Annotated in this window: 14 protein-coding genes and 1 pseudogene; 8 read left to right on the forward strand and 7 right to left on the reverse strand. The window is 62.7% G+C overall.

The genetic code is table 11. From position 1 onward, the window contains the following. Positions 1-406: 406 nt before the first annotated feature. The 3 genes from AB3X96_RS26115 to AB3X96_RS26125 are packed head-to-tail and all read right to left on the reverse strand — an operon-like array spanning position 407 to position 3,352. Positions 407-754 carry an NIPSNAP family protein gene (locus tag AB3X96_RS26115; RefSeq protein WP_368591983.1) on the reverse strand — a complete coding sequence of 116 codons (348 nt, stop codon included), beginning with the start codon at positions 752-754 and terminating at the stop codon, positions 407-409. Further along, entirely contained in the window at positions 751-2,472 is a 1,722-nt protein-coding gene (locus AB3X96_RS26120; RefSeq protein WP_368591984.1) for an FAD-dependent oxidoreductase, read from the reverse strand. The genes AB3X96_RS26115 and AB3X96_RS26120 overlap by 4 nt, the downstream gene beginning before the upstream one ends. Before the next feature lie 34 nt (positions 2,473-2,506). Further along, positions 2,507-3,352 carry an SDR family NAD(P)-dependent oxidoreductase gene (locus AB3X96_RS26125; RefSeq protein ID WP_368591985.1) on the reverse strand — a complete coding sequence of 282 codons (846 nt, stop codon included), beginning with the start codon at positions 3,350-3,352 and terminating at the stop codon, positions 2,507-2,509. A 122-nt stretch (positions 3,353-3,474) separates the two neighbouring features. On the opposite strand from AB3X96_RS26125, the gene AB3X96_RS26130 reads away from it, so the two are divergent. Then, entirely contained in the window at positions 3,475-4,407 is a 933-nt protein-coding gene (locus tag AB3X96_RS26130; RefSeq protein WP_368591986.1) for a helix-turn-helix domain-containing protein, read from the forward strand. On the opposite strand, the gene AB3X96_RS26135 is transcribed toward AB3X96_RS26130, so the two are convergent. Then, complete coding sequence (locus AB3X96_RS26135) at positions 4,290-4,700, reverse strand: cytochrome P450 (RefSeq protein ID WP_368592053.1); 411 nt, start codon at positions 4,698-4,700, stop codon at positions 4,290-4,292. The genes AB3X96_RS26130 and AB3X96_RS26135 overlap by 118 nt on opposite strands. Then, positions 4,686-5,132 (reverse strand): annotated as a pseudogene (locus tag AB3X96_RS26140) (2Fe-2S iron-sulfur cluster-binding protein); the annotation flags it as partial. The gene AB3X96_RS26135 and the pseudogene AB3X96_RS26140, both read right to left, overlap by 15 nt. A gap of 360 nt (positions 5,133-5,492) precedes the next feature. On the opposite strand from AB3X96_RS26140, the gene AB3X96_RS26145 reads away from it, so the two are divergent. The 6 genes from AB3X96_RS26145 to AB3X96_RS26170 all read left to right on the forward strand — a co-directional run bounded on the left by AB3X96_RS26145 (position 5,493) and on the right by AB3X96_RS26170 (position 15,654). Then, a complete protein-coding gene (locus AB3X96_RS26145; protein ID WP_368591987.1) occupies positions 5,493-8,270 on the forward strand; it encodes a glucosidase in 2,778 nt (925 codons plus the stop codon). A 365-nt stretch (positions 8,271-8,635) separates the two neighbouring features. Next, positions 8,636-9,850, forward strand: a complete 1,215-nt coding sequence (locus AB3X96_RS26150) for an ABC transporter substrate-binding protein (protein WP_368591988.1) — start codon at positions 8,636-8,638, stop codon at positions 9,848-9,850. 108 nt (positions 9,851-9,958) lie between these two features. After that, positions 9,959-10,834, forward strand: coding sequence for a branched-chain amino acid ABC transporter permease (locus tag AB3X96_RS26155; RefSeq protein WP_176122035.1), 876 nt, complete (start codon positions 9,959-9,961; stop codon positions 10,832-10,834). A gap of 8 nt (positions 10,835-10,842) precedes the next feature. Next, positions 10,843-12,783 carry an ATP-binding cassette domain-containing protein gene (locus AB3X96_RS26160; RefSeq protein WP_368591989.1) on the forward strand — a complete coding sequence of 647 codons (1,941 nt, stop codon included), beginning with the start codon at positions 10,843-10,845 and terminating at the stop codon, positions 12,781-12,783. 54 nt (positions 12,784-12,837) lie between these two features. After that, entirely contained in the window at positions 12,838-13,572 is a 735-nt protein-coding gene (locus AB3X96_RS26165; RefSeq protein ID WP_368591990.1) for an ABC transporter ATP-binding protein, read from the forward strand. A 423-nt stretch (positions 13,573-13,995) separates the two neighbouring features. Next, positions 13,996-15,654: a sialidase family protein gene (locus AB3X96_RS26170; RefSeq protein ID WP_368591991.1), complete on the forward strand. Its 1,659-nt coding sequence runs from the start codon at positions 13,996-13,998 to the stop codon at positions 15,652-15,654. A 66-nt stretch (positions 15,655-15,720) separates the two neighbouring features. Here AB3X96_RS26170 and AB3X96_RS26175 read toward each other — a convergent pair whose 3' ends face one another. Further along, positions 15,721-16,470: an S-adenosyl-l-methionine hydroxide adenosyltransferase family protein gene (locus AB3X96_RS26175; RefSeq protein ID WP_368591992.1), complete on the reverse strand. Its 750-nt coding sequence runs from the start codon at positions 16,468-16,470 to the stop codon at positions 15,721-15,723. Between the two features lie 87 nt (positions 16,471-16,557). Continuing rightward, positions 16,558-17,535 carry a LysR family transcriptional regulator gene (locus AB3X96_RS26180; RefSeq protein ID WP_368591993.1) on the reverse strand — a complete coding sequence of 326 codons (978 nt, stop codon included), beginning with the start codon at positions 17,533-17,535 and terminating at the stop codon, positions 16,558-16,560. A gap of 119 nt (positions 17,536-17,654) precedes the next feature. Here AB3X96_RS26180 and AB3X96_RS26185 point away from each other — a divergent pair, with 119 nt between their 5' ends. Then, a complete protein-coding gene (locus AB3X96_RS26185) occupies positions 17,655-18,476 on the forward strand; it encodes an aldo/keto reductase (protein WP_368591994.1) in 822 nt (273 codons plus the stop codon). Positions 18,477-18,478: the final 2 nt, after the last annotated feature.

Here is an 18,478-nt window from a genome sequence, read left to right on the forward strand (position 1 = left end):
TCCGATGTCGAACGCGTGCAGGAGATCACGTGCACAACCCGTGCCTGTAGGCGCGGAAGTGCCGGCGCCCTGAACGGCGGTTCGGGCGGCTTATCGTTTGACAGGGAAAGCGGGGATAAGGTGCGAAATTTTCTGCTGCGTAGTACGCATCAATGCAGGTGGAGAAGCATGCGCGGAGGGATGTGCCCGCAAATTCTTCATCCCTTGCCGAGCGGCGGCCGACCCGGAAATCCCGCCATATTGCTCAACTGGGCCAGTTCATTCGTTGCGTCGCGCAGTGCGAACGGATACTTGCTGGCGATCCGCGCGATCGACGATCTGTGGGGCAACCAGACCTGAGCCGCCTCTTCTGTGAGAGAAGCACGCGGGCTCCGCGATAGAGCCCGCTTCGGAGGACAGCTTCGGCTTACTTTGCGACGCTATCCAGCGCGGTGGCGCGAATGAGCCGTGTCTCCTGCGCCGTGATCAGATGGCCCGATGCCCTCAGATAGGCGGGGAAGTCCGGGTGCGTATCGCGTGCCAGGCACCGTCGTTCGTAGTCGGCCAGATCGTCATACCCCCACAGGTGGGTGAACTGGTTCTGCGGCCCGACCATGCTCGTCCAAAAGCCGAGCGGATGTCCAAGCGTCTCGAGCAGGATTGGCATCGCGAGCCTGTCGAACACGTCGAGAAACTCGGGCATCTTGCGTAGCGCGATCGTGTAGACCCGGAAATCCAACAGGGGCTTTGCCAGATACATGGAGCGTGTATTCATGCGCACACCTCCTGTTTGGAAGTCATGGCTTTGGTGGCGATCGCGTTACCGGTGACGAAGCCGAACGTCATATTCGGCCCGTGCGTGATACCGGCGCCCGGATAGTTGCCGCCCATCACGCTGCGCCGGTCATTGCCGACCGCGTAAAGGCCCTCGATCTCGCTGCCGTCGGCCCGCAGCACTTCGCCAGTGACGCTCGTCTTGAGGCCGTCGAAGGTGCCCAGATCGCCCATCACCACCTTCACCGCATAGAAGGGGCCGGTCGCGATAGGCGCAACGCAAGGATTGGGCTTGTGGTCCGGATCGGCGAGATAACGGTTGAACGAGGTGCGACCGCGATGGAACGCCGGGTCTTCTCCGCGCTCGGCATCGCGATTGTAGGCATGGACCGTCATTTCGAGAGCATCGGGCGCGATGCCGCAATTGCGCGCCAGCTCGCCGATCGTGTCGCCCTTGATCAGGTAGCCTTTGCGCAGCACCGGCCCCACCGGCATCGGTGCGGGCTTGGCATAGCCCAGTCCATACTTGCCCAGCGCCACCTTATCGCAGATCAGCCACATCGCCGTCTCCCGTTCACCCTCGCAGGCGCGCATCAACGCGGCGCCAACGTCGTGGTAGGAGTTCGATTCATTGGTGAAGCGCTGACCGCTGCGCAGCACGCCGATCACGCCGGGCTTATACCGGTCGAGCAGATGCGGAAACACGCCAGTGCGGCCCTTGCCGAAGGGCACCTTCGAGACAGGCATCCAGGCCGCCGCATCGGCGAAGCCGAGCTTCACGGCACCACCCACCTTCTCCGCCAGGGTCAGCCCGTCGCCGGTATTGCCGACGGGCGTGGGCGACAGATGCTCACCGCCACGCTTCACATGCGGATAGACCTGCGCGATGCGCTTCAGATCGTGCGGGAAGCCGCCACAAGCCAGCACGACGCCGTGCCGGGCAGTGATTCGAAGCTCACCGTCCGCGGCGCTCGCGCGCACACCGGTCACCTTGCCGCTCTCGTTCAGCAGTTCCTTCACGGGCGTCGAAGTGAGGATCGGAATGTCGATCGCCAGCGCCGACTTCGCGAGCCTCGCGGCGAGCGCGTTGCCGCTCGTGACGTTGATCCCCCGCCGGTAGAGCGCCAGTTCCTTGATGTGCGTAGCCAGACGGCGGGCCACATAGAGGAACGAAACGATGGACTTGGTCGCGCGGAAGAAGTGCTTGAGGTCCGCGTTCGAGGAATTGAACATCATCCCCATGAAAGTGATCGTCTCGAGCGGCTGCTTGAGGCGGCGCATGTCCTTGCCCAGCCCGCGAATGTCGTAGGGCGCGGCGAGAATCGAGCGGCCGATGTCGACGCCGCCGGGCGCATCCGGGTGGTAGTCCGGATAGAGCGTGGGCACGAACTTCATTTCGGTCTCGCGCTCGAAGAACTCGACCATTTTCGGCCCGTTCTCGACAAAGCACTCGACCGCGGCGGCATCGTAGTTATTGCCCGTCTCGCTCATCATGTATTCGCGCACGCGCTCGACGGTGTCGGCCGGGTTCTGCTGCCGGCCGTATTTGCTGAGCGGAATCCATAAGACCCCGCCCGACAGCGCGGTCGTACCACCGAACACGGGCTCCTTCTCGAGCACGATGACATCGAGGCCGCGCTTGCGTGCAGTGATCGCAGTGGCGAGGCCCGCGGCACCCGATCCGACCACGACCAGATCGCAGGTGATCTCCTTGGTCATATCCAATCTCCTTGTCGTTGTGGTGTGATGACGCTCACGCGGCCGCGGTAGCGTTGAAGCCGGGGCGCGGAACCATGTCCATCAGCATGCAATCGAGCCCGCCGTCGACGAGCACCTCCGCGCCATTGACGTAGGCAGCCATATCGGAGGCGAGGAACAGCGCCGGGCCGGCCAGGTCTTCCGGCTCGCCGATGCGGCGGCTCGCGGTGGCGGCGGCGCGGCGAGCCTCGAAGCCGGGCTCCTCGTAGAACTTCGCGGACAGCGCGGTGCGGATCATGCCGGGCAGCACACAGTTGCTGCGCACGCCGCGTGGGCCCCACTCCGCCGCCAACTGCCGCGACAGCAGCAGCACGCCCGCTTTGCTCGGGCTATAAGAACCGCTATTGGTCTGCGGATTGAGCGACGCAATCGACGCAACGTGGACGATACTGCCCTTGCCCGCCGCCAGCATGTCCCGCCCGAAAGCCCGGGCACACAGCAGATAGCCGGTCAGGTTGACGGCGATGGCCTGGTTCCAGTCCTCGACCGAGACCGTCTCGAGCGCTCCGGCGCGCAGCAGACCTGCATTGTTGACGAGCGCGCTGACCGGCCCGAGCTCCGCGCGAACCTTGTCAGCAGCCGCGACAACCGAGGCTTCGTCCGACACGTCGCAGCCGATCGCCTGCGCCACCGCACCGGCCTTCCGAAGCTCGGCGGCGACAGCTTCAGCACCGGCAAGATTCCGATCCACGAGCGCCACATGCGCGCCGACAGCGGCGAAGGCGCGCGCGATGCCGGCACCAATGCCACTGCCCGCACCCGTGACCACGCAGACCTTTCCGTGCAAGTTCAGCGCGTACGGGGTCGAGGCCGCTGCGCGATTTTCAAGTTCCTGTCTCATGTAATTACCTTCCTGAAATATCTATGCGATTACGCTTCCTGATATCCGTATCGCCATTGAACGCCCCGAGCGCCTGTGGAACAATGGACAGAGTCGACATAGAGCAGGACATAACGTGCATCATGGCCTCTGACCAGCAGCGCCGCCGGACTGTGCTGCATTTCGCGCTCTATGGCGCGGAACCCGACCAGCCTTGGGTCGACATGGTCCATTACGAGCGCATTCCGCTGCGTGCCGGGCGTTTCGACTTCGACATCGAACCGCACGTCCACGATGCGCTGATCCAGGTGCTGTACGTCACCGCCGGCGGCGGCGAGACTTTCATCGACGGCAAGACCTGGGCCGTCCAGGCGCCATGCCTCGTCGTCGTGCCGGCGCGCTCGGTCCACGGCTTTCACTTCCGCAGCGACATCGACGGTCACGTGATCACCGCCGCGCAGTCCGCGCTGGAATCGCTGGCGATGACGGCCGCGCCCGAGCTGCTGGAATTCATCCGCACACCGACGGTGCTGTCGATCGATCCCGACGTGGAGCGCGGCACATCTCTGGACACCCTGTTTCAGTCGATCGGGCACGAGGCGGAGAGCCACGAGCGCTGGCAGTTCACCGCGGGCGCCGCACTCACCATCACGCTGTTCGTCAAGATCGGGCGTCTCAGCGAGAGCGCCCGGCTTTCGGCCAGTTCCGAGCAGCGCACGACGGCCGCGCGAATCGAACGGTTCCGCGCCCTGCTCGACCGCCATTGCCGTGAGCGGCGCCCGGTCGCCAGCTATGCCGGCGAGATGGGCGTGACCACCGGCCAGCTCTCCCGCATCTGCCGCGCTACGTTCGGGGTGTCGGCCATCGAGGCGATCGATGCACGCTCGATCCATGAGGCCAAGCGGCTGCTCGGCTATTCGACGCTCAGCGTGAAGCAGATTGCCAGCGAACTGGGCTTTCAGGACGAGGCGTATTTCGGACGCTTCTTCCGCAAGCAGACGGGACTGCGGCCAACCGAATACCGCTCCGCGGCCCACGATCGTTCCTTGCCACCTGAAAAGGCGAGAGCGAACTGACTCGCTCTCGCCCTCCGAACCGCGTCAGGCCGACGCGTCTCCAGTTTGGCGAGCGGCGCACCGAGGCATTTGTGCATGCCGTTGGCGAAACCCAGATGGCCGCTGGAATCGCGGTCGATATCGAAGGTCTCGCCATTGGCAAACTTGCGGCTGTCGCGGTTCGCAGCCGACAGCAGCAATCGCACCACCGCGCCCTTCGGCAGATCGACGCCCGCGACGGTGGTCGCCTCGGTGGTGATGCGGCTCACGCGCTGGACGGTGCCACGATAGCGCGCCACCTCGGTGCCGGGCACCTCGACGTTGACGTACTGCCCGGGAAAAAGGCTGAGATCCGCACGGTCCTCGAGCTCGACCGAAAAGGCGATCGTGGTGTCCGACGCTCGTTGGCAGGCGACGATCCGCCCCTTGTGGGAGGACGGGCCGGTACCCGAGACATCGGAGTTCGTGGCGATCTGGATCACGCAGTCGGAGCGCGGGCTCATCTGGCAGGTGAGAACCTTGCGGGCGCTCACCTCGTCCGGGCTAAGCGCATCTTCCACGCAGTCGCCCAGAACGTAATCGCCGGACTCGCAGACCGCCTTGCAGGTGCCACCCACACCATCGCGGCAATCGAGCGGGATATTGATCCTGGCGCGGATGGCGGCATCGGTGACGCGCTCGCCCTCCTCGCAGTCGACGAAGCGGGTCACTCCGTCCTCGAAACGGAGGGTTATCTGGTGGGCCATGCCGGTGTCTCTTCTAGAGCCGCCCGAACAGTCCGCTTCGCTGGCGCTGTGTTCGGGCGAGTGGCGCGCGAGGGAATCTTGTTTCTCCCGCAAGCGCCAGGTGGGCCCAATGGCGCCAATTTAGAGCCTGAGCCGCGTTCCCCTCAATGGACAGAGACGACGTTTGCCAGGACAAAACGTGCATCGTGATGGATGCCGGATGGCGGTAGTAACCCGCACCTCCCTGGTTCGGAGCCGAACTCAATAAGGCTAAACGGCGCCTATCATCCAAGTACCGCCAGGCAGCGCATGCGCCACAGGACCCGGCGGGAACTCACGCACTGAAAGTGTTCGGCAGTCGATCCCAGCTTGGGAGGTCTCATGTCATCGCTACGCGCCAACGATCTGCTCCGTTCGAAGGAAGGAATCCGTCTGCATGGCCCGGACCTGGACTGCTGGCGCCGCTGGGGGCCTTATCTGAGCGACCGGCAGTGGGGCACGGTTCGCGAGGACTACAGCGACTACGGAACCGCCTGGGAGTATTTCCCCCACGATCAGGCGCGCAGCCGCATGTACCGCTGGGGCGAGGACGGCATTGCCGGATTCGGCAACGATCCACTCGACTGGTGCGTGTCGCTCGCGCTCTGGAACGGGCGCGACCCCATCCTGAAGGAGCGGCTGTTTGGCTTGACCAATGCGCAGGGCAATCACGGCGAAGACGTGAAGGAGCTTTACTTTTATGTCGATGGCACGCCGACGCACTCGTACATGAAGATGCTCTACAAGTACCCGCACGATGCGTATCCGTATCAGGACCTGATCGGCGAAAACGGCCGGCGCGGCGCCGATCAGCCCGAATACGAAATTCTCGATACCGGCGTGTTCGACAACGATCGCTATTTCGACGTCTGGGTCGAATACGCGAAGCACACACCCGACGACATCGTGATGCGCATCAGCGTCGAAAATCGCGCGGATCAGCACGCGCCACTTCATGTGCTGCCGCTGTTCTGGGCGCGCAACCGCTGGGCCTGGTCGGGCAAGCCCGGCAGGCCCTCGCTGACGCTCGAGACGGAGTCCGCCGAAGGCGCGCGCGTGATCGCGCACAATCCCGCGCTGGGCACGATGATCGTCACGGCCTCGGCGCCGCGGCCGATTGAATGGCTGTTCTGCGAAAACGAAACCAATGTGCGCCGCATTTTCGGCATCGCCGGCGCGGGCCCGTTCAAGGATGGCTTCAACGATTACCTCGTCGATGGCGACGAGCAGGCGATACGCCGCGACGCGGGCACCCGCGCCGCCGCGCATGTGGCGCTGTCGCTCGCGCCGCACGAACGCGCGGTGCTGTATCTGCGCTGGCGTCCGGCGGCACTAGCGGGCATCACGCGCGACGACGCGCCGCTCGACTTCGAAGCGCTGTTCGCGAGCCGGATCGCGGAGGCCGACGAGTTCTACGCGGCGCTCCAGCACGACATCGCCGACACCGATGCGCGGCTCGTGCAACGCCAGGCGCTAGCCGGCATGCTATGGACGAAGCAGTACTACCAGTTCGACGTGACGCGCTGGCACGACGGCGACCCCGGTCAGCCGAAACCGCCGAAAGGACGTCGGCACGGCCGCAACGCCGACTGGCGGCATATGTGCAACGGCGACGTCGTCTCGATGCCGGACAAGTGGGAATACCCGTGGTACGCGTCGTGGGATCTCGCGTTTCATGCCGCAGCGTTCGCGATGATCGATCCGGACTTCGCGAAGAAACAGTTGCTGCTGCTCGTGAAAGAACGGTACATGCATCCGAACGGACAATTGCCCGCGTACGAATGGGCGTTCGGCGACGCGAACCCGCCGGTTCATGCATGGGCGACATGGCGCGTGTACGAACTCGACCGTGAAGTCACCGGCGTCGGCGACCACCAGTTTCTCGAAGTGATGTTCCACAAGCTGCTGCTGAACTTTTCGTGGTGGGTCAACCGCAAGGATGCGGAGGATCGCAACATCTTCCAAGGTGGCTTTCTCGGGCTCGACAACGTCGGGATCTTCGACCGCTCTTCGCCGCTGCCGACCGGCGGCCGGATCGACCAGGCCGATGGCACCGCGTGGATGGCCTCGTATGCGCTCGACCTGATGCAGATCGGACTCGAGCTCGCGATGACGAACAACGCGTACGTCGAAATCGCGGTGAAGTTTTTCGAGCACTTCCTCTATATCGCGGAAGCCGTCGGTTGCAGCGAGGGCTGCAGAACAGGGCTGTGGGACGGCCGCGACGAATTCTTCTATGACGTACTGCATCTTCCGGATGGAACGCGTGTGCCGATGCGCGTTCGCTCGATCGTCGGCCTGATTCCGCTGTTCGCCGTGCATGTGCTCGAAGAGCGAATATACGGCCACCTGCCTGGCCTGCGAGAACGGCTCGCGTGGTTTCTCGATCACCGGCCGAACCTGGCCAAGCTCGTGTCGCGCTGGACCGAACCCGGCAAGGGCAACACCACGCTGCTGTCGCTGCTGCGCGGATACCGCATGACGGCACTGTTGCGCCGTGCGCTCGACGAAGAAGAATTTCTGTCCGATCACGGCGTGCGTGCGCTGTCACGCGTGCATCGCGATACACCGTACGAGTTCGATCATGGCGGCGCGCATGTCTGCATCGAGTATCAGCCGGCCGAATCGGATTCGCGCGTATTCGGCGGCAATTCGAACTGGCGCGGACCCGTGTGGATGCCCGTCAACTATCTGCTGATCGAATCGCTGTATGAATTCCATCGCTACTACGGCGACGAGTTCCGCATCGAGTATCCGACGGGGTCAGGCAACCGGTGCTCGCTCAGCGAGATCGCCGACGGTCTCGCACGGCGTGTCACCACCCTCTTTCTGAAGGACGAGCACGGCATGCGACCGGTGATGGCGGCTTATCCGCAGTTGCAGGCCGACCCGCGTTCGTCCGATCTCGTGCTGTTCCACGAGTACTTTCACGGCGACAGCGGGCGTGGCGTCGGCGCTTCGCATCAGACGGGCTGGAGCGGTCTCGTCGCGCTGCTGCTGCAGCCGCGTCTGATGAAGCTGGCCCATGTGGCGTCCGATACCGCTGCCGCTGGCGCTGCCGAAGATGGGCGGGCAGGCGCGCCACTCGACGAAGACGCACTCCCCACGATGGCGCGATAGGACCCTGGGCTGGATGGGTGACAGTCAGTTGCGCCGTGCCTTGACCGCAAGCGAGGCGTACCTGATCGCATCGTTCGCCACAGCGGTGCTCATTCGAAGTCATCGATCGCGCAATGGCTGAGCGGATCATTGCGCGCCTTGCGGCGCGGGCGAGGTGATGGTTTGCCAGGCTTGGGGACGGGACCGGATTGGCGCTGCCAATAACCGCGCAATTGCACCACGCGGGTAAGTCCGAATATTACACATACATTAACAATTTCATACTGCGTCACGACAGGCGCTCAGGCTCCCTGAGAACGCCCGGTCAGCGTGCATGGAAGCCGCTTCCAGGCTCTGTGCAAAAAAAGACATGCTACGGAGACAGTATGGGAATTCGCTTGAAGAGCGTCGTGAGCGCGCTCGCGTTGTGTGCCCTCATTGACGTCAGTTACGCCGCCGAGCCGATCAAGATCGGTGTCGACGGACCTTTCACCGGCGGTTCGTCTTCGATGGGCGTGAGCATGCGCGACGGCGTGCGGCTCGCCACCGCGGAAATCAATAAAGCCGGTGGCGTGCTTGGCCGTCAGATCGTGCTGGTCGAGCGCGACGACGAAGCGAAAAATGAACGCGGCGTACAGATCGCGCAAGAGCTGATCAACAAGGAAAAAGTGGCTGCGGTGGTGGGCTACATCAATACCGGCGTGGCACTCGCGTCTCAACGCTTCTTCCAGGAAGCGAAGATCCCGGTGTTCAACAACGTCGCGACTGGCAGTGTCCTGACGAAGCAGTTCACCGATCAACCAGATAACTACGTCTTCCGCAACGCCGCTGCCGACCGCATTCAGGCGCCGATGATCGTTGAAGAAGCGATCACCAAACGCGGCTTCAAGAAGGTCGCGATTCTCGCGGACTCGACCAATTACGGTCAGCTCGGCCGCGAAGACCTCGAAAAGGCGCTGGCCACTAAAGGCGTGAAGCCGGTTGCCGTAGAAAAATTCAATATCAAGGACGTCGACATGACCGCGCAGTTGCTCAAGGCCAAGGAGGCCGGCGCTGAAGCGGTATTGACCTACGGCATTGGGCCGGAACTCGCGCAGATCGCCAACGGCATGGCCAAGCTCGGCTGGAAAGTGCCGCTGGTCGGCAGCTGGACCCTGTCGATGGCGAACTACATCGACAACGCGAGCACCAACGGCGAAGGCGCGCGTATGCCGCAGACGTTCATTCAGGAAGCGAACACGCCCAAGCGCAAGGCGTTCATCGACGCGTACCTCAAGGAGTTCAAGCCGAAGAACAACCGCATCGAATCGGCGGTGTCCGCCGCCCAAGGGTACGACTCGGTCTATTTGCTGGCCGCGGCGATGACCCAGGCAGGTTCGACCGATGGTTCGAAGGTGCGCGCCGCGCTCGAAAACCTCAACAGCAAGGTGGAAGGCGTTGTGATGGTGTACGACAAGCCGTTCACGCACGACGACCACGAGGCGATCAGCCCGAACGTGCCGGTGGTTGGCGAGGTCAAGGGCGGCCGCGTGATCTATGCGTATGACGCTGATCGCAAGGACGGCAGCCAGTTGCGCAGCAAGCAGGCGTCGACGAACTAAGCGCGGATAAAAGCCCAAATCCAGCGCGGCAGCATGCTCCAAAGCCGCACCCGCCCGCCAGCGGGGGCGGCTTTGTTTTATAGATGGTGAACTCTAAGGCGCTCGACGATGACCATTCTTTTACAGCTCATCTATAGCGGGATCGCACTCGGCATGATCTACGCCGTGATCGCATTCGGCTACCAACTCACATTCGCGACCTCCGGCACGCTGAACTTCGGCCAGGGCGACGCGCTGATGCTCGGCGCGCTGGTCGGCCTCACGCTGGTTTCGCTCGGCGTCAACTATTGGTTGATGATCCCGCTCGTCTGCGCGTTTGGTCTGTTGCAGGGCGCGTTCGTCGAACGGATCGGGGTGCGGCCCGCGATCAGGATCAAATCCGAATTCGGCTGGATCATGTCGACGATTGCGCTGGGCATCATCTTCAAGAACGTCGCGGAAAACGTCTGGGGCCGCGACGATCTGCGCTTCCCGTCGCCGCTGCCGGAAGCGCCGCTCAAGGTGTTCGGCGCGAACGTTCTGCCGATGGAACTTCTGGTGGTCGGCGGCGCGCTCGCGATGATGCTGGCCGTCGAGTTCTTCAACCGCAAGACGATCTTCGGCAAGGCCGTCGTGGCCACGGCGAACGACCGCGACGCCGCCGCGCTGATGGGCATTAACACCGGCCTCGTGATCACGTTTTCGTATGCCCTCTCGTCGCTGACCGCCGCGTTCGCCGGCGTGCTGATCGCTCCGCTCACGCTGACCGGCGCGACGATGGGCGCAGTGCTCGGCCTCAAGGCGTTCGCAGTCGCGATCATCGGCGGTCTCACCAGCGGTTTGGGCATCCTCGTCGGCGGCGTGATTCTCGGCATCGCCGAGACCACTACCGGCTTCTATCTCTCCACCGGCTATAAGGATGTGCCGGGGCTGGTCCTGCTGCTCATCGTGCTGGCGATGAAACCCGCCGGGCTGTTCGGCAAGACTTCAATCAAGAAAGTGTGAGGGCCGCCGTGAATCTGAAGAAACTCGTTGCGACGGCACTCGTGCTGATCGCGCTTGCGGTGTTCCCGGTGCTATCGGGCAATCCGTACTACATCCATCTGGTCGAGACCATCATGATCTACGCGATCCTGCTGTTCGGTCTCGACATCGTGGTCGGCTACACCGGCCAGGTTTCGCTCGGGCATGCGGGGCTGTTCGGGGTTGGCGCCTACACGGCGGGCGTTCTGTTCATGAAGCTCGGCTTGCCGATTTTCGTGACCGCGCCGCTCGCGATTCTCGTCACGGCCGGCTTCGGCGCGATCCTCGCGCTGCCCGCACTGCGCGTGTCCGGCCCCTACCTCGCGATGGTGACGCTCGCGTTCGGCACGATCCTTCAGATTCTAATCAACGAGATGGATTTTCTGACCAACGGGCCGATGGGCGTCAAGATTCCGAAGCCGTCGCTCGGTGCGCGGCCGATGAACGAAGTCGAGTACTACTGGCTCGTCGCGGCTCTGCTGGTGGCCTCGCTGATCGTCGTGCACCGGGTGCTCAAGTCGCATCTGGGCCGGGCCTTCGAAGCCCTGCGAGACAGTCCGATCGCGTCGGACTGTATGGGCGTATCGGTGTACCGCTACAAGGTCTACGCGTTCGTGATAAGCGCGGGCTTCGCCGGTCTGGCCGGCTGCCTCTACTCGTATTCGGAGCAGTACATCTCGCCGAATACCTACAACTTCGAGCTGACCATCCTGTTCCTGCTCGCGATCATCATGGGCGGGCGCAAGACGCGCACCGGCGCGGTGCTCGGCTCGGCGATCATCGTGCTCCTACCCAAGCTGCTCGATGACATCGATATGTTCCGCATCGTCGCATCGGTGCTGGCAGCCGCGGTAGTGATCGGCGCAGGCATAGCGCTCGCGCGCAAGGTGTCGACGCGACGCAAGGTGGCGATTCCGGTATTCGGTACGGTGGGGCTCGCCGCGTTTTCGTACTGCATCGACACCCTCGCCGACTGGCGGCTGAGCATCTTTGGCCTGATGATCCTGCTCGTCGTGTACTACCTGCAGGACGGCGTGATCGGATTCATGCGCAAGAGCATGATGGGCGGCGTGGTGCGCGCGAGCACCGTCGACGCCCATCAACCCGCGACCATCGGCGCAGACGCGGTCGCCGCCGTGCACGCGGGCGACACGGAAGAGATCCTGCAACTACGCGGCATCCTGATGCAGTTCAGCGGGCTCAAGGCGCTCAACCAGGTCGACCTGAGCGTGCGGCGTGGCACGGTTCACGGGCTGATCGGCCCTAATGGCTCCGGCAAGAGCACGATGATGAACGTGTTGACCGGCATCTATGTGCCGACCGCGGGCTCGATCGAGTATCGCGGCATGTCGCTCGCGGGCAAGACTTCGTCGCAGATCGCGTTGGCGGGCATCGCACGCACCTTCCAGAACGTGCAGCTGTTCGGCGAGATGAGCGCGCTCGAAAACGTGCTGGTCGGCTTGCATCACACGTTTCGCGCACATATCGCGGACGTCGGACTGATGTCCCCGCGGTACCGGCGCGAGGAGCGCGCCGCCCGTGAGCGCGCGTTGGGCATGCTGCGTTTTGTCGGGCTTGAACATGCCGCCGGCGAAGAAGCGCGCAACCTGCCCTACGGCAAGCAACGGCTGCTGGAAATCGCACGGGCGCTCGCGCTCGATCCGCAAGTGCTGCTGCTCGACGAACCGGCGGCCGGCCTGACCGCGCCCGACATCAAGGAGCTTGTCGCAATCATTCGTAAGGTGCGCGATCACGGCATTACCGTCGTGCTGATCGAACATCACATGGACGTCGTGATGAGCGTCTGCGATCGCGTGTCGGTGCTCGACTTCGGGCAGAAGATCGCGGAAGGCAAGCCGGCCGACATCCAGTCGAACGAAAAAGTCATCGAGGCTTATCTCGGCGGCGGGGCGGCGGGGCAAGCGGCCTGAGCCGGGCTCCCCTGCCTCGACCCACGAGATACACAGGAACACTCAGGAACACACATGCTATCGGTCAAGAATCTGCATGCAGGATACGGCAAGGTGAAAGTGCTGCACGGCATTTCGATCGACGTGCCCAAGGGCTCGGTCGTCACGCTGATCGGCTCGAACGGCGCGGGGAAAACCACCACGATGCGCGCGATCTCCGGCATGATCCGCCCCAGCGACGGCGAAATCACGATGGGCGTGGGCACGAGCGCAAAGCGGATCGATGCGCTCGACTCGCATCGCATCGCGCGTCTCGGGCTCGCGCATTCGCCGGAAGGACGGCGCGTGTTCGCGACGATGAGCGTGCACGACAACCTGATCCTCGGCGCCTTTCCACGCCTCACGTGGGCGCGTCCGCGCGGCGACGTGAACGCCGATCTGGAACGCGCGATCGAACTCTTTCCGCGTCTGAAAGAGCGGCGCCATCAACTGGCCGGCACCCTCTCCGGGGGCGAGCAGCAGATGCTCGCGATGGCGCGCGCGATCATGCTGAACCCGGAACTCGTACTGCTCGACGAACCTTCGATGGGGCTCGCACCGATACTCGTCGAAGAAGTCTTTCGCATCATCGAGAATCTGAAGGGCCAGGGCGTGACGATGCTGCTCGTCGAGCAGTTCGCCGCGGCGGCGCTCAATGTGGCCGATTACGGTTACGTTCTGGAAAACGGCCGCATCGCCGCGCATGGGCCGGCGCTGCAATTGCGCAACGATCCGTCAGTGAAGGCCGCTTATCTGGGAACGAGTCATTGACGTAACTCAGGGGCATCCCTTGGGTCTGTAACGCCCTGGGTGGCTTCTTTTAATCCACGCCCGCTCTCTTTTCAGAGCGGGCTTTTTTTTGGTTCATCGATCTCAAACGCCACGTTTCTGCAGCGGATACATTCTTCGACCGCCATCATGGGATCGCTGCAATCAGCATGCCATGCCAGCAATGCCGGGGATGTCAGTAACGAAATGGCATACGCAAAGATTTGTTCACACAAGTTCTGTCACCGCGACCTAGTGTGTTTCGGTAGATACATGCATTGCTGCATGTCTTCGGCGGACGGCAGCAAGCATCGTTCTGCGCTGGGAAAAGAGTTTTTCATATGTATCGGAAGGTCGAAAGTGATGGCGCCGGCAATGGAAAGCCGGCAATTCACAGGCGTTTTCCCCTTTTTCGCGAGGCCCAGAATGAAAATGAATTTCAGTTGCCTATCCCGGTCTTTTTTGCAGGGCATTGCAGGTGCTGGCGTCGTCGCGCTCGCATGCTCGATCGCCACAGGCGCGCACGCGCAAACGCTGGGATCGCTCGTCCAGGTAGCCGCGGGCGACCCATTTAGCGGTTGCACTGCCGACCAGCTGAACGCGCAGGAGTCGGCATTCGGCAGCGTCCTGTTTCCCGCCACCTCGATCGAGCCCTGGGTTGCGGTGGACCCGACGGACCCGGCTCGCCTGCTCGCCGGCCACCAGCAGGATCGCTGGAGCGACGGCGGCTCACGCGGGCTCGTCGGCGTCGTCTCCAACGATGCGGGCAGCACCTGGTCCAACTCGATTCCGTCCGGCGTAACTGACTGCACTGGCGGCAAATTCCGCCGTGCTTCCGATCCCTGGGTGGACTTTGCGCAAGACGGAACGGCCTTCTTCTTCTCTCTGGTGCTGGACCCCGCGCAACCGACCACGCCGTTTGGCGCGCGCAATAGCGGGATGCTGGTCAGCCGCTCCAGCGACCACGGTGCAACCTGGCAGCCTCCCGTTACGCTGATCCGCAGCAACTCGCCGCACGTGCTCAATGACAAGAACTCACTCACTGCGGACCCGACTGCGAGCAACTACGTCTATGCGGTTTGGGACCAGTTGAGCGTGTTCCCGCCAACGAAGGAAGGCGCCCAGTTGCTCGCGGAAAACGATGGCGTTCTGATCGCGCGGCAATTGCGTAACGGTGCAGCATCCGCGGCGGGCGGCGCCCCCGTATCCAAGTTCAATTCCACCGGCCCGAGCTTCTTCTCGCGATCCACTGACAAAGGCGTGACATGGAGCACCGCCGCCCCGATTTACCAGCCGGGGACGAACGCACAGACAATCGACAACATGGTGCGCGTGTTGCCTGATGGAACCCTGCTTGATTTCTTCACGGCGATCAATGCTACGCCGTCGAAGCTGAGCATCGGCTATATCAAGTCTGGCGATAAAGGCACGAGCTGGTCGGCGCCGACATTCACCAACGACATTCAGGTGGTGGGAGTGGTCTCGCCTGACAGCGGCCAGTCGATACGCGATGCCTCCATTCTTTACAGTGTCGCCGTGAACCCGGTCTCGGGGGCGATCTATCTCACCTGGCAGGACGATCGCTTTTCGTCCGCGACCTGCACCACGCCCACTGGATCGATTCCGGTCGACGCGATCGCCTTCAGCGAATCGACAGATGGCGGTGCTACCTGGTCAACGCCAGTGATGATCAACCAGACGCCGACAAACGCAACCAACCCCTGCCGTCAGCAGGCTTTCATTCCGGCGGTCGTGCCGTCGGGCGACGGCAATACGATCGTGGTGACCTACTACGACTTTCGTAACGACACGAACACACCCGCCGGCTTCGAGGGAACCGACTATTTCGCAGTGTTCTGCTCGACTGCTACTGCGTGTACCGATCCCAAGAATTGGAGGAAAAGTGAACTCAAGCTGACCGACACCTCGTTCAACATCCTTAACGCTCCCGTGGCGGGCGGCCATTTCCTCGGCGACTACATGGGGCTGGCTGCTAGCGGTTCGAAAACTGTCTACCCGGTATTCGGCGTAGCCACGGGGCCCAACGTGACGGACGAATTCACCCGCAAGATCACCTTGCCGTGAGCGCAAATGGGCGGCGACAGAGAAGGTCGCTGCCCATTCGCGACGCTCCAACTCTGACAGGGCGCGCTACGGCACCGATTCGCCGCCCTCCTGCACCTGGACCGCATCTCCGACACGTACGCCAAGCTGCGTCGCGGCGCTGCCGCGATTCACGGCGATCTCGACGAGCCCGATCGAGTTCTCGTACCAGAAAGCTCGACCGGCCGTTACATCGGAAAAGACCCGCGCATACTCGACATCGGCATCTGCGATGCTCAGCCGTGCAGACCTCGGCACGGTTCCAGCCCGCAGCCCCGTCAGCGCATTGCCGTAGTGATCGACGTAAATGACCTCGGCGAAATCGCCCGCATCCAGTTGCACGCTCAAGCCTGTCCTCTCAACGAGCTTGTCGGAAGGCAATTCGCCGCGGCTGACCCATGCCGCCATCGGGGCGAACAGATCGCGACCATGAAATGAGGCGGAGAGTGCGGCCGGACGCCATGTAATCCGCCAGGCCCGGGTATGCGCCGCGCGCGCCGCCACGACCGAGAGCAGCCCGTTGTCCGGCCCGACGAACCGCTGCCCGTCGGCTTGCAGCACGACGGCATCCCGCTCGCTACCGACGCCGGGATCGACCACGGCAAGGAACACACAGTCCGGCGGATACCACCGTGCTAGCGCCGCGAGTAGATGCGCGCCTGCCCGCGGGTCGTAGTTCGGGGCAGTATGCAGCACATCGATAATGGGGGTGCCGGCTGCCGCGTGTCGCAGCAAAGCGACCCTTACCTGCCCGACATAGATGTCGTCGGCCCCGAAATCGGTAAAGAGTGCGAGCATCGCATGGCCTCCTTGCAGTCCTGTGCCGCCTCGCCGGTCAGTGTTCGTTAAATATTCGAAATCCCCGCTCCTCCTTCTCCACACATATCAGCGCGAGCGGGAACGCGAACGCCTCGATGGAGATCGGCTCCGCTTTGCTTGCTCCGAGGTCGCGGACTCATTTGGCGTGATCTGGGCATCAACGCAGAACGCGATGAACGCCTGCACCTTTGCGGCCAGGTGCCGCCGCGACGGATAGAGTGCATATAGAGGGAAACGTTCATCCGGCCAGTCCGGAAACAGATCGACGAGCTCGTGCTGTGCGATCAGTGTTTCCGTGCCGATCGACATGACCTGGGCGATTCCTGCGCCCGCTACGCATGCGTTCAGCATCGTGCCGACATCGGAGACCAGAAGCCGCCCGCAGACCGGGATGCTGACGACTTCCTTGCCCCGCTGGAACTCCCATTCAAAGGGGCGTCCCGATAAGGGATTGTAGAAAAGTATGCGTTCGTGATCGACGACGTCATCAGGACAATTGGGGCGGCCGTTGCTTTCGAGGTAAGCCGGAGACGCAACCGTGATGATCCGCGCTTCCAGCAGCTTGCGAGCAACCAGAGTACCAACCGGTGGCGGCCCGAAGCGTATCGCAAGGTCGAAGCCATCCGCAACGAGATCGCCCACGTCATCGCGCATGATCAATTCCACCGAAAGCTCTTGAAACTGCTGCAGAAATCCGGGCAGCTTCGACGCGAGGACGGTCCGCGAGAAGAATGGGTCCACGTTGACGCGCAACTTGCCTTGGACCACGCCGGCAGAACCCGATGCTGTAGTTGCCGCGCACTCGATGCCGACCAGATGTGGGCTGACAGTCTCGTAGAGACGCCTTCCTTCGTCGGTCAAGGTTTGCGATCGGGTGGTACGGTCGAGCAAGCGGACGCCGATCTGCTTTTCCAGCCGGCTTATCGCTCTGCTTACGCCGGACGGAGACACGCTGAGCGCCTCCGCGGCACGAACGAAACTTCCGCTTTCGGCGACAGCGGCAAGCACCGTTATCCCCGCGAACAATCGACCGTCGAAGGTCATGATGCGCCTCGAATACTGATGGATTCGTGATTTTAATCATTTCAGATTTGATTGAACCATACTTTATTCATCAATTGGCGCGTGAGACATTGGACACCTCACCAACACGGAGGAACAGCATGGAAACGATCAAACGCGGAGAACTCGCCATACCGCGCCTGGGCTTCGGTACGTTCCGCATGCCCGGCAACGACTGTCAGCCGGTCGTAGAAAGCGCGCTGGAAATCGGCTATCGGCACATCGATACCGCCGAGATGTACCAGAACGAAGAATCGGTGGGGGCCGCCATCGCCGGCTCGGGCATCGCGCGGGACGAGCTATTCGTGACGACCAAGGTATGGCACGAGAACCTCGAACCCAATGCCCTGCGCCGCGCATTTGCCAAGAGCCTCGAGAAGCTGCGACTTGATTTCGTCGACCTCTACATGATCCATTGGCCGTCCCGCGACATGAATCTTCCGGCTGCTTTGGAGACGCTCGTGCAACTCAAGGAGGCGGGGCTTACCCGCGGCATCGGCGTGTGCAATTTCAATATGCCGTTGATCGAAGCGGCCGTTGAGGACATAGGCGCGCCGATCGCCTGTCATCAACTTGAATATCACCCGTTTCTGGATCAGTCCGCGATGCTCGCCTATCTGCGCTCGAAAAACATCCCGTTGGTCGCGTATGCGCCGCTCGCACAGGGACGCGCGGCAAGCGATGCGACATTGGCGCGGATCGGCAGCAAGCACGGTGCGACTGCCGCACAGATTGCCATTGCCTGGCTGCTCGATCAGAACGACGTTATTGCGATCCCCAAGGCACAGCGGCGCGAAAGCCAGCAAGCAAATCTGAATGCACTGGCTATTCGACTCGACGACGATGACCGCAAAGCAATCGCAGCGCTTCGCAAGGATCAGCGTTATGTCGTTCCCCCCTTCGCTCCCCAGTGGGACGCGTGATT

This window comes from Paraburkholderia sp. BR13439, from assembly GCF_040948805.1.
Taxonomy (GTDB): Bacteria; Pseudomonadota; Gammaproteobacteria; order Burkholderiales; family Burkholderiaceae; genus Paraburkholderia; species Paraburkholderia youngii.

Bases quoted from the DNA above. Each gene is read 5' to 3' on its own strand.
- AB3X96_RS26125 (WP_368591985.1), bottom strand. From the start codon at position 3,352: ATGAGACAGGAACTTGAAAATCGCGCAGCGGCCTCGACCCCGTACGCG.
- AB3X96_RS26150 (WP_368591988.1), top strand. From the start codon at position 8,636: ATGGGAATTCGCTTGAAGAGCGTCGTGAGCGCGCTCGCGTTGTGTGCC.
- AB3X96_RS26180 (WP_368591993.1), bottom strand. From the start codon at position 17,535: ATGACCTTCGACGGTCGATTGTTCGCGGGGATAACGGTGCTTGCCGCT.
- AB3X96_RS26185 (WP_368591994.1), top strand. From the start codon at position 17,655: ATGGAAACGATCAAACGCGGAGAACTCGCCATACCGCGCCTGGGCTTC.
- AB3X96_RS26165 (WP_368591990.1), top strand. From the start codon at position 12,838: ATGCTATCGGTCAAGAATCTGCATGCAGGATACGGCAAGGTGAAAGTG.
- AB3X96_RS26175 (WP_368591992.1), bottom strand. From the start codon at position 16,470: ATGCTCGCACTCTTTACCGATTTCGGGGCCGACGACATCTATGTCGGG.
- AB3X96_RS26155 (WP_176122035.1), top strand. From the start codon at position 9,959: ATGACCATTCTTTTACAGCTCATCTATAGCGGGATCGCACTCGGCATG.
- AB3X96_RS26170 (WP_368591991.1), top strand. From the start codon at position 13,996: ATGAAAATGAATTTCAGTTGCCTATCCCGGTCTTTTTTGCAGGGCATT.
- AB3X96_RS26120 (WP_368591984.1), bottom strand. From the start codon at position 2,472: ATGACCAAGGAGATCACCTGCGATCTGGTCGTGGTCGGATCGGGTGCC.
- AB3X96_RS26130 (WP_368591986.1), top strand. From the start codon at position 3,475: ATGGCCTCTGACCAGCAGCGCCGCCGGACTGTGCTGCATTTCGCGCTC.
- AB3X96_RS26115 (WP_368591983.1), bottom strand. From the start codon at position 754: ATGAATACACGCTCCATGTATCTGGCAAAGCCCCTGTTGGATTTCCGG.
- AB3X96_RS26145 (WP_368591987.1), top strand. From the start codon at position 5,493: ATGTCATCGCTACGCGCCAACGATCTGCTCCGTTCGAAGGAAGGAATC.